The sequence below is a fragment of the Pseudomonas sp. 313 genome (genome assembly GCF_000316965.1).
Classification (GTDB): Bacteria; Pseudomonadota; Gammaproteobacteria; order Pseudomonadales; family Pseudomonadaceae; genus Chryseomonas; species Chryseomonas benzopyrenica.
Genome location: NZ_ANBZ01000106.1, coordinates 121,850 through 136,557, shown reverse-complemented (window position 1 = coordinate 136,557; position 14,708 = coordinate 121,850). Strand labels below are relative to the sequence as shown.

12 protein-coding genes are annotated in these 14,708 nt (G+C 67.1%); 9 read left to right on the top strand and 3 right to left on the bottom strand.

Annotated elements, in window-relative coordinates:
- Both C722_RS0124230 and C722_RS0124225 read right to left on the bottom strand, forming a co-directional pair.
- Positions 1–1,275 (bottom strand): methyl-accepting chemotaxis protein (locus C722_RS0124230; protein ID WP_026084083.1); only part of this gene is annotated, 1,275 nt, incomplete at its 3' end.
- 182 nt (positions 1,276–1,457) lie between these two features.
- A complete protein-coding gene (locus tag C722_RS0124225; protein WP_017642977.1) occupies positions 1,458–2,408 on the bottom strand; it encodes an AEC family transporter in 951 nt (316 codons plus the stop codon).
- Positions 2,409–2,732: 324 nt separating this feature from the next.
- Between C722_RS0124225 and C722_RS0124220 the strand changes: the two genes are divergently transcribed.
- The 9 genes from C722_RS0124220 (at position 2,733) to C722_RS0124185 (ending at position 13,508) form a co-directional block, all read left to right on the top strand.
- Positions 2,733–5,165 carry a glucose/quinate/shikimate family membrane-bound PQQ-dependent dehydrogenase gene (locus tag C722_RS0124220; protein ID WP_051226212.1) on the top strand — a complete coding sequence of 811 codons (2,433 nt, stop codon included), beginning with the start codon at positions 2,733–2,735 and terminating at the stop codon, positions 5,163–5,165.
- A gap of 314 nt (positions 5,166–5,479) precedes the next feature.
- Positions 5,480–7,870, top strand: a complete 2,391-nt coding sequence (gene pqqF, locus C722_RS0124215; protein ID WP_017642975.1) for a pyrroloquinoline quinone biosynthesis protein PqqF — start codon at positions 5,480–5,482, stop codon at positions 7,868–7,870.
- Positions 7,871–8,053: 183 nt separating this feature from the next.
- Positions 8,054–8,125 (top strand): pyrroloquinoline quinone precursor peptide PqqA, encoded by a 72-nt coding sequence (gene pqqA, locus C722_RS25985; RefSeq protein WP_003243383.1) that lies wholly within the window; start codon positions 8,054–8,056, stop codon positions 8,123–8,125.
- Positions 8,126–8,180: 55 nt separating this feature from the next.
- Complete coding sequence (gene pqqB / locus C722_RS0124210) at positions 8,181–9,092, top strand: pyrroloquinoline quinone biosynthesis protein PqqB (RefSeq protein ID WP_017642974.1); 912 nt, start codon at positions 8,181–8,183, stop codon at positions 9,090–9,092.
- Between the two features lie 5 nt (positions 9,093–9,097).
- The gene (pqqC, locus tag C722_RS0124205) at positions 9,098–9,847 is read left to right on the top strand and encodes a pyrroloquinoline-quinone synthase PqqC (RefSeq protein ID WP_026084080.1); all 750 of its coding nucleotides are present in this window, start codon (positions 9,098–9,100) and stop codon (positions 9,845–9,847) included.
- Entirely contained in the window at positions 9,844–10,119 is a 276-nt protein-coding gene (pqqD, locus tag C722_RS0124200; RefSeq protein ID WP_017642972.1) for a pyrroloquinoline quinone biosynthesis peptide chaperone PqqD, read from the top strand. Before pqqC ends, pqqD begins: the two co-directional genes overlap by 4 nt.
- Before the next feature lie 22 nt (positions 10,120–10,141).
- Positions 10,142–11,293, top strand: coding sequence for a pyrroloquinoline quinone biosynthesis protein PqqE (gene pqqE, locus C722_RS0124195; protein WP_037064648.1), 1,152 nt, complete (start codon positions 10,142–10,144; stop codon positions 11,291–11,293).
- A gap of 164 nt (positions 11,294–11,457) precedes the next feature.
- Positions 11,458–11,982: a GNAT family N-acetyltransferase gene (locus C722_RS0124190; RefSeq protein ID WP_017642970.1), complete on the top strand. Its 525-nt coding sequence runs from the start codon at positions 11,458–11,460 to the stop codon at positions 11,980–11,982.
- Positions 11,983–12,101: 119 nt separating this feature from the next.
- Complete coding sequence (locus C722_RS0124185; protein WP_017642969.1) at positions 12,102–13,508, top strand: YncE family protein; 1,407 nt, start codon at positions 12,102–12,104, stop codon at positions 13,506–13,508.
- 799 nt (positions 13,509–14,307) lie between these two features.
- Here the strand turns inward: C722_RS0124185 and pcaC are convergent.
- Positions 14,308–14,703 carry a 4-carboxymuconolactone decarboxylase gene (pcaC, locus tag C722_RS0124180; RefSeq protein WP_017642968.1) on the bottom strand — a complete coding sequence of 132 codons (396 nt, stop codon included), beginning with the start codon at positions 14,701–14,703 and terminating at the stop codon, positions 14,308–14,310.
- Positions 14,704–14,708 lie beyond the last annotated feature (5 nt).

Here is a 14,708-nt window from a genome sequence, read left to right as displayed (position 1 = left end):
CCCCTCCTCGCCCTGGGCGCGGGCCGTGCTGGCCTCGCCCGAGGCGTGGGCGGCGTTACGGGCGATCTCCTGGGCGGCGGCGCCCAGCTCGTTGATCGCCGCGGCCACGCTGGTGGTGCGCTGGGCCTGGACATCCGACTGCTGCATGGAGGATTGCGAGGCCTCCAGCACCCGGCGGGTACTCTGATTCAGCTCGCCGGTGGTCTGGGCCACATCGCGGATCGAGGTATGGATCCGCGCCACGAACTTGTTGAAGGCCTCGGCCAGGGCGCCGAACTCATCGCGAGCCTGTACTGGCAGGCGACGGGTCAGATCGCCCTCGCCTTCGGCGATGTCCGCCATGGCGCGGGTCAGGTCGTGCAGCGGGCGCAAAAGCACGCGAATCAGCAGCCCCAGCAGCAGGATGATGGCGATCACCGCCACCAGGGTGGCGCCAATGGCCAGGTTGCGTGCCTGGGTCACCGGGGCATAGGCCTTGGCCTGGTCGATGGACAGCGCCAGGTACCACTTGACCGAGGGCAGGCCCGCGACCGGGGTAAAGCTCACCAGCCGCTCGCTGCCGCCCTGCAGGACGTGGTGGAAGCCCGGGGCCAGGCTCGGGGTCTGCTCGGGGAAGACGTCCTTGAGGGATTTCAGCACCTGGTCGGCGTGGCTGCTGACCAGGATCTTGCCGTCGCCGTCCACCAGGAAGGCCTCGCCCAGGCCACCGGCGTCCAGCGAGGTGATCATCTTCATCAGGCTGTCCATCACCAGGTCACCGGCTACCACGCCGATCAGCTTGCCGTTCTGCAGGACCGGCGCGGCGATGGTGATGCACAGGAAGCTCTGCGGCGGTGCGGTGAGATAGGGCTCGGTGAGGATGGGGCCACCGGCGCTGACCGCGGCCTTGTACCAGTCGCGCTGGCGAGCGTCGTAGCCGGCCTCCATGGGGGTATGGGGGCGGTCGGTAAAGGTGCCGTCGACCTCACCCAGGTAGGTGGAATCGAAGTTGCTCGTGTAGAGCTTCTGTTCGAGCAGGCCTGCGACATTGGCCGGGCTGCTGTCGCGGCTGAGCGCCTGGGCCTGGCTGTCGATCAGCTTGACCCGCGCATCCAGCCAGTAGGCGATGTTGCCGGCGGTGATGCGGCCGATCTCGCCCAGGGAGGCTTCGAGACTTTGAGTGATGGCCTGGCGCTGCAGATAGGCGTTGAAACTGGCGAAACCGGCCAGGGCGATGGTCACCACGAGGGCAGCCGCCAGCAGGATCTTGTGGCTGAATTGGAGCGAGCGTTTCATGGATACCACGCGAAAGGCTTAGGGAAGGGCAGCCGCGCTCCTCGCACATGCTGATTGCGATAATTATCTGGAGGGCAAACCGACCTGGGACGGTCGAGAACGCACTATTACGGTAAAATCTGACTGTTAGCTGGCACCAGCCGATAAACGCTCTCACAACGCCGATGCCCGGCCAGCACGCCCTACAGCAGGCTGAATCCTTTCAGTAGCAGCAGGCCCAGATTGGTGGTCAGCATCCCGCCCAGGGTACTGATCACCACGATGGTGGCCGCCAGCTGGGCATTGCTACCGGCGGCGCGGGCCATGACGAAACTCGAGGCGGCCGTCGGGCAGCCCAGGTAGAGGAAGAGGATGCCCAGCGCCGGCCCCTGGATGCCCAGCGCCAGGGCGCCCAGCACGCCCAGCAGCGGAATCCAGACGATCTTCCACAAGCTGGCACCCACCGCCAGGCCACTGCTTTCGCGCAGCGAGGCCAGCGACAGGGTGGCGCCGATGCACATCAGCGCCAGCGGCAGGGTGAGCCCGGCGAAATAGCGCGCCGAGGTGTCCAGCCAGCGTGGCAGCTGCCACTGGAAATAGGCGAAGGGAATCGCCACTAGGATGCCGATGATCAGCGGGTTGCCGAGGATGCTGCGCAGCAGGGTGCGCCAGTTGGCCTCCAGCTGCGGACTGTAGAGCGCCAGCACGATGGTCGAGAGCACGTTGTAGAAGAGGATGACCATGCCGGCCATGATCCCGCCCACCGACAGACCGTAGTCGCCGTACTGGGTGGCCGCGAGGGCCAGGCCGACGATGCCGCAGTTGCCGCGGAAGGCGCCTTGCACGTAGACCCCGCGATCGGCATGAGGGCAGCGCCAGATCGCCCAGCCCCAGGCAGCGAGAAAGCTCACCACCGTGGCCAGGGCGAAGTAGCCCAGCAGCAGCGGTTGCAGGGCTTCGCCGAGGTCGGCCTTGAGGATGCCGAGAAACAGCAGGGTCGGCATGGTGGCGCGAAACACCAGGGCGGACGAGGTGTTGATGAAGGCGGTATCGATCCAGTTCAGCCGCTTGAGCACACAGCCGAGCAGCACCAGGGCGAAGACCGGGGCAGTGACGTCGAAGGTCGCCTGGACCAGGGCAAGCACGTCGGACATGGCAGAAGGCATCGCGGAAACGGCTCGCGATGGTAGCAGGCACGGCGCGCCACGGGTCCCCTCCTTCCGTCATCGCGAAGTGACATCAATCAATGCTTAGCTTACTATCTACCCGCCCGATTCAGACGACGCCCCCGATCCATCCCTCGCTTCGCCTCAGCGCGACCGCTCTAGCCTCCTGCCAGGGAAGCCGGCGAAGGGGTGGAACAATAAGACAGACAACAGGTTCAGACGTAGCAGACGACAGATCCGCATGCGGTTCCGATTTGCGATGTCGTCGATCGAGTCGAAGTCTCTTTTCACGATTGCATTGCGAGCGCTGCCATGACTGTCACTTCCAACGCGAGACCGGGAGGCCTGCCTGCCAGGTTACTCGGCATCCTGTTCATGCTCCTGGGCCTGGGCCTCTTGGGGCTGGGCATCAAACTGGCCACCCTCGGGGGCTCCCTGTATTACCTCGGCGGCGGCGTGCTGCTCGCCTTGAGCGGTTACCTGCTGTGCATCCGGCGGGCCAGCGGGGTTTGGGTCTATGCCTTCTTCCTGGTGGTCTCCACCGCCTGGGCTGTATTGGAAGTCCAGTTCGACTGGTGGCAACTGGTGCCACGCCTGGCGCTCTGGTTCGTCCTTGGCCTGGTCCTGCTGATCCCGGTGTTCCGCCGTCCGCTGGACAGCCGTAGCGGCGGCCTGCCACTGGTCGGCTCGCTGGTGATCGCGGCGGTCGTCGCCCTGGTCGCCCAGTTCGTCAACTACAACCGTCTGGACGGTGACCTGGGCCGCGACACCGCCGGCACCGAAAGCGCCGCCCCGACCGCCGCCGATGGCGACTGGCCGTCCTATGGCCGCACCGCCTTCGGTGATCGCTACTCGCCGCTCAAGCAGATCGACGTCAACAACGTGAAGAATCTGGAGCCCGTCTGGACCTTCCGTACCGGCGACATCCCCGGCCCGAACGATCCCCAGGAGACCACTGCGGAAAACACCCCGCTCAAGGTCAACGGCATGCTCTATGTCTGCACGCCGCACAGCCAGGTGATCGCCGTGGACCCCGACAGCGGCAAGGAAATCTGGCGCTTCGATCCCAAGCTGAGCACCCAGCACGCCGACAGCTTCAAGGGCTGGGCGCACATGACCTGCCGCGGCGTGGCCTACCACGACGACGCCACCTACGCCGGCACCACCACCGCGGGCCAGAGCCCGGCCACCGGCAGTGCCGTCCCGGTCGACGAGCAGAGCACCCCGGCCGCCAGCAGCTGCCCGCGGCGCCTGTTCCTGCCCACCGCCGACACCCGCCTGATCGCCATCAACGCCGACACCGGCAAGGTGTGCAGCGACTTCGGCGACAACGGCCAGGTCGACCTGACCGCCAACATGGGCAGCTTCACGCCCGGCGGCTACTACTCCACCTCGCCGCCGGCGGTGACCCGCAACCTGGTGATCATCGGTGGCCACGTCACCGACAACGTCTCCACCGACGAGCCGTCCGGCGTGATCCGCGCCTACGACGTGCACACCGGCAAGCTGGTGTGGAACTGGGACAGCGGCAATCCGGACGCCACCGCGCCCATCGCCGCCGACGGCATCTACACCCGCAACTCGCCCAACATGTGGTCGATGATGGCCGTCGACGAAAAGGTCGGCATGGTCTATCTGCCCATGGGCAACCAGATGCCCGACCAGTGGGGCGGTGACCGTACCCCGGCCTCCGAGAAGTACAGCGCCGGCGTGGTCGCCCTCGACATCGCCACCGGCAAGGTGCGCTGGAACTACCAGTTCACCCACCATGACCTCTGGGACATGGACGTGGGCGGTCAGCCGACCCTGGTGGACATCAAGACCGAAGGCGGCGTTAAACCCGCGCTGATGGCCTCGACCAAGCAGGGCAGCATCTATGTGCTGGACCGCACCAACGGTCAGCCCATCTACCCGATCACCGAAACCCCGGTGCCCCAGGGCGCGGTGGAAGGCGACCACACCTCGCCGACCCAGCCGGTCTCTTCGATCAACCTGGCCGCGCCGACTCTCAAGGAAAGCGACATGTGGGGCGGTACGCCCTTCGACCAGGCGCTGTGCCGCATCGCCTTCCGCGAGCACCGCTACGAGGGCATCTACACCCCGCCGTCCACCCAGGGCTCGATCGTCTACCCGGGTAACTTCGGCGTGTTCGACTGGGGCGGCATCTCGGTCGATCCGGTGCGTCAGATCGCCTTCCTGAATCCCAGCTACATGGCCTTCACCTCCAAGCTGGTACCGCGTGAAGAGATCGCCAACCAGCCGGCGCGCAAGAGCGAGACCGAGGGCATCCAGCCCAACAAGGGCGCGCCCTACGGCGTGATCCTGTCGGCCTTCCTGTCGCCCCTGGGCCTGCCCTGCCAGGCACCCGCCTGGGGCTATGTGGCGGGTCTCGACCTGACCACCGGCAAGCTGGTCTACAAGCACAAGAACGGCACCGTGCGCGACAACTCGCCGGTGCCGCTGCCCCTGCCCATGGGTGTGCCCAGCCTGGGCGGCACCGTCACCACTGCTGGTGGCGTGGCCTTCCTGAGCGGCACCCTGGACCAGTACCTGCGCGCCTATGACGTGAAGAACGGCAAGGAACTGTGGAAAGGCCGCCTGCCGGCCGGTGGCCAGACCACCCCCATGACCTACACCGGCAAGGACGGTCGCCAGTACGTGCTGGTCTACGCCGGCGGCCATGGCTCGCTGGGCACCAAGCAGGGTGACTACGTGATGGCCTTCGCCCTGCCCGAGAAGAAGTAAGGGCGCCCGCGCCCGAACTCCCCTCTCTTCCGGGAGAGGGTCCGGGGCGAGGATGCTTCGAGCACTTTGACATCCTGTTGGAACCCCCCTCGCCCCACCCCGAAATCCCGGCCTGGCCGGGATTTTTTTCGCCCGGGCTTTTCTTTCTATGAAAAGAGCCCCTGGCACCTAAGGCCCGTCGGAAAAGGCTGCGCCGTTTTCCATGCTACGGGGTCAAGACCGTGCCTCGAACGCGCCCTCTCCCCCTGGGAGAGGGCTGGGGTGAGGGCAAACCCCGCTCCATCCCGTCCACCCGACTCGGTTAAGCTACCCCCATGCCCAGCTCCCCACCCCACCACCGCCGGCTGCGCCTGGCCAACGGCCTGGCCGTCGCCCTGCTGCACGATCCCGAGCTGCCCCAGGCCGCCGCCCTGGTGCGCATCGGCGCCGGCAGTCACCAGGCACCGCGGGCCTATCCGGGGCTGGCGCACTTTCTCGAACACCTGTTCTTTCTCGGCAGCCGCCGCTATCCGGCGGCGGACGGCCTGATGCCGCTGGTGCAGCGTCTGGGCGGCGAACTCAACGCCAGCACCCGCGAGACCACCACCGACTTCTTCTTCGCCCTGGCGCCCGAACACCTGGCCGCCGGCCTCGCTCGCCTGCTGGACATGCTCGCCGCACCGCTGCTGGCAGCGGACGCCCAGCGCCGCGAGCGCGAGGTGTTGCACGCCGAATTCATCGCCTGGTCGCGCAGCGCCGATACCCGCCGCGATCTGGCCCTGGCGGCCGGATTGCCCGCGGACCATCCAGCCGCCGGCTTCCATGCCGGCAACCGATACAGCCTGCCGCTGCAAAGCCCTGCCTTCCAGAGGGCGCTGCGCGACTTCCAGCGCCAGCAGTACTGCGCGGAGAACGCCCTGCTGGTGCTGGCCGGGTCGCAATCGCTGGCCGAACTGGCAGAGCTGGCCCGCGAGCACGGCGCCCTGCTGCCCTCCGGTCCTGCATCCAGCAACGCAATGCCTCGATCACTCCCGGCCACAGGCGAACACTGGCAGACCAGCAGCGCCTCGCCGCCAATGCTGGCCCTGCAATTCGCCCTCGACGACCTGCCGCCTGGCAGCTGGGAAGCGGTGGAGCTGCTGGAAGCCCTGCTGCTGGGCGACCATCCCGGCGGTCTGCCCGCGACCCTGCGCCAGGCGGGCTTGGCCGAACGCCTGAGCCTCGCCTGGCCCTATCGCCAGGCACGCCAGGGCCTGCTCCGGCTGGATCTCTCGCCCGGTCCCCAGGCCAGCCCCAACGACCTGACCCGCGCCCTGTTCACCTGGCTGGCTGCCCTGCGCCAGACGCCCCTGGCTGCCTTGCAGCAGGGCCATGCCGAACGCGTCCAACGCCAATGGGCCACCCTGCCCTCCCTGGCGCGGGTGCGGCGCCTGGGCGAACGCCTCTGGCTGGATCGGCAGGGAAACACCTGGCCACAACCGGTCCTCTCGGCTGCCGCCCAGGCGGCCTGGCCACGGCTACTTGCCCAGCTGCTGCCGGAACGGCTCACTGGCTTCGCCGCTGGCCTGGCCAATGCACCGAGCGTGCCGGCCCCCGTGGCCACCACCTTTGCCCTGCCCCCGCCCAATCCGCTGCTCGCTGACCCAGGCACTCCAGGTACCCCGGCTACGCAACCCTGGCCAATCAGCCTCGCCCTCGCGCCCCAGCAGCGCGAAGGCCTGCTGTTCCTGGGCTGGCGGTGGCCGGGGCCGGTACCGGTCGCGCCCGACGCCCAGGTGCTGGGCGCGTTACCGCGGCTGGCCGCCGAGGCGGGCGTGAGCCTACGTTGGAGTCCGCCCGGGGCACCCTGGGAATTGCGGCTGCAGGGCTGGGCCGCGGCGCTGCCGGCGGTGCTGGAGCAGGTGATCGACAGGCTGGTGGCAGAGCTGGATAACATCGGACCGGCATCGGTGCTACCACCCGAACCCATGCTGATCCGCCAGTTGCTCAAGGTCCTGCCCGAGCGACTGCCGAACGGCATGGCTTCAACCGTCAGTGAAGGCGGACCGCGCTGGCAAGCCCTGGCCTGCGGCCTGCCCAAGGCGGCGCAGGCATCCCTGGCCGCCGTCACCCCGCCGCCTCGGCCCCAGGCAGGGCCGCTGGGCGAGTCGCACAGCTTCACCGGTCGCCACTGGCACCCTGAACCCAGCGCCGACGCCCAGCAGGCGTTGCTGCTGTTCTGTCCGCAACCCGATGCACGCCCCACCACCGAAGCCGCCTGGCGGCTGCTGGCGGCGCGCCTGCAGGGACCGCTGTTCCAGCGCCTGCGCAGCGAGCGGCAACTGGGCTATGCGGTGTTTTCCGCCTATCGCCAGCTGGGCGATCAGAGCGGCCTCTTGATCGGTGTCCAGTCGCCCCATGCGCGGGCGGCGGAGATCCTGGCGGAAATCGAGAGCGGTTTGGCTGACAGCCTGGCCGCCATACAGGCCGAGTCCGCGACACTGGCGCAAGACATCCGCCAGCTGGTACGCGACTTCAGCCCCGCCACCACCCAACGCGCCGCTCTGGCCGAGCGCCTCTGGTGGGGCTTCCAGCGCAGCGGTGCGCTGGATCTTGCGCCCCTGCAACACGCCCTGGCCGCCCTGGACGACAGGGCCCTGCAGCAGGCCTGGCAGCAGCTCACCGCCGCCGAGGCGCCGCGCTTCGTCCTGGCCAATGCCGCCGCACCATCCGGCTGGATGTCATAGCTTTCAACACTTTCCCGGGAGCGTGGGCCGCTGCTGGCGGTCAATCTGTTGCAGGATCGGTAAGACAGTTATGTCCGCCGGACCGCCGGCGATTCGTCGCGGCAAAAACCCTTAGCTAGGTAACATTTGTTAAACTCAGCGACCGGATCCATCCGGCTTTCGCAGTCAAAGAGGAGACCTCCCATGTGGACCAAGCCTGCCTACACTGACCTGCGCATCGGCTTCGAAGTCACCATGTACTTCGCCAACCGTTGATGCGCCCCACGCCCCGGTCCGCCGGGGCGTACTTTTTTCAGGTTCGACCTTTCCCATGCATATCCAGATTCTCGGCTCCGCCGCCGGCGGCGGCTTTCCCCAGTGGAACTGCAATTGCCCCAATTGCGACGGCTTCCGCAAGGGCACCCTCAGGGCCCAGGCCCGCACCCAGTCTTCCATCGCCCTGTCCGACGACGGGGTGAACTGGATCCTGTGCAACGCCTCGCCCGACATCCGCGCCCAGCTGGCCGGTTTCGCCCCGCTGCAGCCGGCGCGGGCCCTGCGCGACACCGGCATCCGCGCCATCGTCCTGCTGGACAGCCAGATCGACCACACCACGGGCCTGCTCAGCCTGCGCGAAGGCTGCCCTCACGAGGTGTGGTGCACCGAGATGGTCCATCAGGACCTCACCACCGGCTTTCCGCTGTTCAACATGCTCCAGCACTGGAATGGCGGCTTGACCTGGCAGCCCATCGCCCTGAGCGGCAGCTTCACCATCCCGGCTTGCCCGAACCTTGAATTCACGCCCTTCCCGCTGCGCAGCGCCGCACCGCCCTATTCGCCCCATCGCCACGATCCGCACCCCGGCGACAACCTGGGCCTGCTGGTCCATGACAGACACACCGGCGGCAAACTGTTCTATGCCCCGGGCCTCGGTCAGCCGGACGCCGCCCTGCTGGAGCTGATGGGCCAGGCCGACTGTCTGCTGGTGGACGGCACCCTCTGGACCGACGACGAGATGCAGCGTCGCGGCGTGGGCACCCGGACCGGCACCGAGATGGGCCACCTGCCGCAAAGCGGTCCCGGCGGCATGCTGGAGGTGCTGGCCGGCTTCGCGCGCCAGCGCAAGGTGCTGATTCACATCAACAACACCAATCCGATCCTGGACGAAGACTCCCCCGAGCGCGCCATCGTCGCGCGCCAGGGCGTGGAAGTCGCCTGGGACGGGATGTCCATCGAGTTGTGAACGCCATGCCCAACGCCCTCACGCCCGCCGAATTCGAAGCCGCCCTGCGCGCCAAGGGCGACCTCTACCACATCCACCACCCCTATCACGTGGCCATGTACCAGGGTCGCGCCAGTCGCGAGCAGATCCAGGGCTGGGTGGCCAACCGCTTCTACTACCAGGTCAACATCCCGCTCAAGGACGCCGCCATCCTGGCCAACTGCCCGGATCGCGAGATCCGCCGCGAATGGGTGCAGCGCATCCTCGATCACGACGGCGAGCCCGGCAGCGAAGGCGGCATCGAGGCCTGGCTGTGCCTGGCCGAGGCCACCGGCCTGGATCGCGAGCAGGTGCTCTCTCAGGAACTGGTGCTGCCCGGGGTACGCTTCGCGGTGGACGCCTACGTCAACTTCGCCCGCCGCGCCTCCTGGCAGGAGGCCGCCAGCAGCTCCCTGACCGAGCTGTTCGCGCCGCAGATCCACCAGTCGCGGCTGGACGCCTGGCCGACCCACTACCCCTGGATCGATCCGGCCGGCTATGAGTACTTCCGCACCCGCCTGGGTCAGGCCCGGCGCGATGTCGAGCACGGCCTGCAGATCACCCTGCAGCACTACACCACCTGGGAGTCCCAGCAGCGCATGCTGGAGATCCTGCAGTTCAAGCTGGACATCCTCTGGAGCATGCTCGACGCCATGAGCATGGCCTACGAACTGCATCGCCCGCCCTATCACAGCGTCACCAGCGAGCGCCGCTGGCACCGAGGAATCGACCTATGAGCTTCGACCGCACCCAGGTGCCGCGCTGGCGTCCCGGCTACCGCTTCCAGTTCGAGCCGGCGCAGGACGCCCATGTGCTGCTCTATCCCGAGGGCATGATCAAGCTCAACGACAGCGCCGCCGCCATCGGCGGGCTGATCGACGGCCAGCGTGACGTGGCCGCCATCATCGCCGCGCTCGACGAACGCTTCCCCGGCGTGCCCGAACTGGGTGCGGACGTCGAACAATTCATGGAGGTCGCTCGTGCAGAGCACTGGCTCCTGCTCGGCTGACACCAGCCTGCCGGGCACGCCCATGCAGTTGCCGCAGCCGCCCACCGTTGCTGCGCCCAGCGTCGGCCTGCCGCTGTGGCTGCTGGCCGAGGTCACCTATCGCTGCCCGCTGCAGTGCCCCTACTGCTCCAATCCCCTGGACTTCGCCGCCCAGGGGCGCGAACTGACCACCGAGCAGTGGTTCAAGGTGATGGCCGAGGCACGGGAGATGGGCGCGGCCCAGATCGGCTTCTCCGGGGGCGAACCCCTGGTGCGCCAGGACCTCGCCGAGCTGATCCGCGAGGCGCGCCGGCTGGGCTACTACACCAACCTCATCACCTCCGGCATCGGCCTCACCGAGGCGCGCATCGCCGAGTTCAAGGAGGCCGGCCTGGACCATATCCAGATCAGCTTCCAGGCCAGCGACGAACAGGTGAACAACCTGCTGGCCGGCTCGAAGAAGGCCTTCGCCCAGAAGCTGTCCATGGCCAAGGCGGTCAAGGCCCATGGCTACCCGATGGTGCTCAACTTCGTCACCCACAGGCACAACATCGATCGCATCGACCAGATCATCGACCTCTGCCTGGCCCTGGAAGCCGACTTCGTCGAACTCGCCACCTGCCAGTTCTATGGCTGGGCCGAGCGCAATCGCGCCGGTCTCCTGCCGACCAGGGCCCAGCTGGAGCGCGCCGAAGGCATCACCAACGAGTACCGCGCGCGCCTCAAGGCCGAGAATCATCCCTGCAAGCTGATCTTCGTCACCCCGGACTACTACGAAGAGCGCCCCAAGGCCTGCATGGATGGCTGGGCCAAGCTGTTCCTGACCATCACGCCGGACGGCACCGCCCTGCCCTGCCACGGCGCCCGGCAGATGCCCATCGCCTTCCCGAACGTGAAGGAGAATGACCTCAGGCATATCTGGTACGACTCCTTCGGCTTCAACGTCTACCGCGGCTACGACTGGATGCCCGAGCCCTGCCGCTCCTGCGACGAGAAGGAAAAGGACTACGGTGGCTGCCGGTGCCAGGCCTTCATGCTCACCGGCGATGCGCGCAATGCCGATCCGGTCTGTGCCAAGTCTCCGCACCATGACCTCATCCTCGCCGCCCGCCAGGAAGCCGAGACCGCGACCCAGCGGATCGAGGACCTGCAATTCCGCAACGAGCGCAATTCGCGGCTGATCGCCAAGGCTTGAAGCCAGCGGCGGCGCCAGGCACGCCAAGGTCGTCGGTGGAATCCAGTCCCCCACAGCCTGGGCGCAGGCTTGCCGAGGGGACTCACCACCCACGGCTCCGGGGCATTTGCCTCCCGGCCGGGCAGTGACCATACTGCCCGGCCGGACCTTTTCCCCTCATCGTCATGCCTTCGATACGCCCGCTGCGCCCTGCCGACATCCCGGCCGTTCTCGACATCCAGGCGGCCAACTACCCCGCCGACCTGCTCGAAGACCACGCCTTCTACGCCAATCGCCTGGAACTCGCCCCGGAACACTGCTGGGTGGCGACCGATGCCGAGGATCGCCTGCGTGGCTATCTGATCGCCTATCCCTGGGACGACGGCCTACCGCCGGTACTGGGTGCTCCTCTCAAGCAATTGCCAGGCGCGGCCTCGACCTGGTTCCTGCACGACTGCGCCGTGCATCCCGAGGCCCAAGGTCAGGGCGTGGCGGGGCGTCTCTATCGTCACGCCAAGGGCCAGGCCCGACGCGCCCGCCTGCGCCAGGGGCGGCTGGTGTCGCTGTCCAACGCCATCGGCTACTGGCAACGCCACCACTATCAACCGGTCCCGGCCGACGCCGCGCTCAAGGCCAAGCTGGCCGGCTATGGCGCCGGCGCCTGCCTGATGCAGCGCCCGCTCGATACCCCGGATGCCGAGCACGCGTAAAACCTGCAAATCTAAATGCAAGTATTTCGCTTTCGCTTTAACATGGTCTAGCCCAGGAGGGCCTCTGCCGCCCGGCGCTCTGGCGCGGGTATCTTGATCGCCGCTACAAGGAATCCCTGATGAACATCGCTCTAGCGTCTTCGGCCAAGGGCCGGCGCATCTTTTCCGTCACCCTGCTGGCTGGTCTGCTGGCGCTGGGCGGCCAAACCGCCCAGGCGCGCTCCAGCTTCGAAGCCCCCGATCCGGACTACCGCGGCGAGATCAAGGCCAGCCCCGTCAGTGGCACCGCCATCCTGGCCGGCAGCGAAGTCACCCTGGACGGCCGCGGCTTCACCCCCGGCCAGCAGATCACCCTGTCCCGCGGCGGCGTGGCGCTCAACCCCGATGCCGCCTATGTGGCTGACGCCCAGGGCAACTTCAAGGCGACCTTGCGCATCCCCGAAGACGCCGCCCCCGGCCAGCACCCTATCGTCATCAGCACCGCCCAGCCTTCGGGTGCCGCGGTCTTCCCGCTCAAGGTCTCGCCGGTGGTGCCGCTATCCGGCGCCGACGCCTATAGCCTCACCGCGGTCAAACTGGTCCCGGGCCTCTACCAGGTGGACATCAGCGCCAAGACCGGCGCCCTGTTCGTCACCTCGGCCGTGGGCCGCCCGCCGGTCAAGGTCTCGCAACTGCTCAAGCTCGATCCCAAGGACCTGTCCATCCAGCGCCAGATCACCCCGGCCGCCGCGCCGGGCAGCGACGCCGGTGTCTACGCCGTCTACGGCGTGGGCGTGGACGATCGCAACGGCAACGTCTGGACCACCAACACCCGGCAGAACACCGTGGCGGTCTATCGCCAGAGCGACCTGGGCCTGGTCAAGCAATTCGAACCCAGCATCGTCTCCCATGCCCACACCGTGGTGATCGACGAGAAACTCGACCGCGCCTTCGCCTCGGCGGCCATCACGCCGGATATCATCAGCTTCGACGCCAAGGCGCCGGCCTTGCGTAAGCGCATCACCATCGAGTCGGGCGTGCGCGGCGAGCGGTTCGCCGTGGTCGGCATGCACCTGGACCCAGCGGTGCACAAGCTCTACGCCGTCAGCCTGAAGACCAACGAAGCCGCGGTGATCGACGCCAAGACCGAGACCGTCGAGAAGGTCTTCCCGATCCAGGGCGCCAAGACCCCCATGGGCGTGGCCCACGATCCCCAGACCGATCGCCTGTTCATCACCGCCCAGGGCAGCGACAACCTGCTGATCGTCGACGCCAAGACCGGCAAGACCCTGCACAACGTCACCACCGGCGCCGGAGCGCTGAACGTGGCCTTCGACCCGGTCAAGCGCCTGGCCTACGTGACCAACCGCGGCGCCGGCACCCTGACCGTGGTCGATCCGGACGGCACCATCAAGGCCAACCTGGAACTGGGCACCTACCCCAACCATGCGGTGGTGGATGGCAAGGGCGTGGTCTACGCGGTCAACAAGGCCAAGGGGCAGGATGATGCCGAGGGGGATCGGATCACGCGGGTAGTGGCCAAGTAAGGGGCCTGAGGCCCCTTACTTGGGTTGGGGGCCGCTTTTGTAGGTTGGGTTGAGCGTTAGCGAAGCCCAACATCGAGCTGAGTTGCCTTAGCTATTTATCGAGCGCTTTGACGCCTTTTGTTTCGCCCACCCGGGCGAGTCACTTTTGCCAGTCGCGGCAAAAGTAACCAAAAACGCTTGCCCCACCATCCGGCCTTCCGCTTCGCTCCAGGTCCGCTCACAACAGCGCCGTTCGCCCTCCTGAACGGGGCGATTCTCCAGCCTGAAAGTGTTGGCTGAGAAGCCACAAAAAGCCCGTAGCGTGGACAACGGCAACGCCTTGTCCACTAATGGTGTCGGTGCCCAACAGTGGAAAACGCTGCGCGGTTTTCCACGCTACGAATCGCTCTGGCTCCGCTTGTAAACACCCCAGCCTCAGGCTGGCGCCCCGCCCCGTCAGTGAGGCCGAGTGCAGGTGTCGCGGAGGGGTATGCGAGGCAGGACGCCGAGCAAGGCGCGAGGGGCAGGAGGCCCCTTCGTGCCGTGCCCCCGGAGCGGCACCGGAACGAGGGGACCCGGAGCGAAGCGGAGGGCCGAAACGTGGGGCAAGCGTTTTTGCTTACTTTTTTTGCGACTGAAAAAAGTGAGTCGCCCGGGTGGGCGAAACAAGAGCCACAAGCAGACCGCGATAAATAGCTAGGGCACCTATAACCCTACCCGTAATCCTTTGGGCTTCGCTAACGCTCAACCCAACCTCGTTCGCCCCAAACCGCCAGACCACTCCAGCGGGCCCCACTCAGGGGGCGACAGAGGGGCGCACTCACCCTTCCAGCGACTCCACCCCCAACTCATCCCATACCGCCTCCGCCAGATGGAAGGTGGCATTGGCCGCCGGGATGCCGCAGTAGATGGCGCTCTGCATGATCAGCTCCTTGATCTCCTCCCGCGTCACCCCGTTGCTGCGGGCGGCGCGCAGGTGCAGGCGCAGTTCGCCTTCGCGGTTCATGCCGATCAGCATGGCGATGGTGATCAGGCTGCGGGTGTGCCGCGGCAGGCCCGGGCGGGTCCAGATGTCGCCCCAGGCGTGGCGGGTGATCATCTCCTGGAATTCTTCGTTGAAGGGGGTCAACTTTTCCAGGCTGCGATCGACATGGGCGTCGCCCAGCACGGCGCGGCGGACCTGCATGCCGGCTTCATAACGTTCTCTTTCGTCCAAGATCG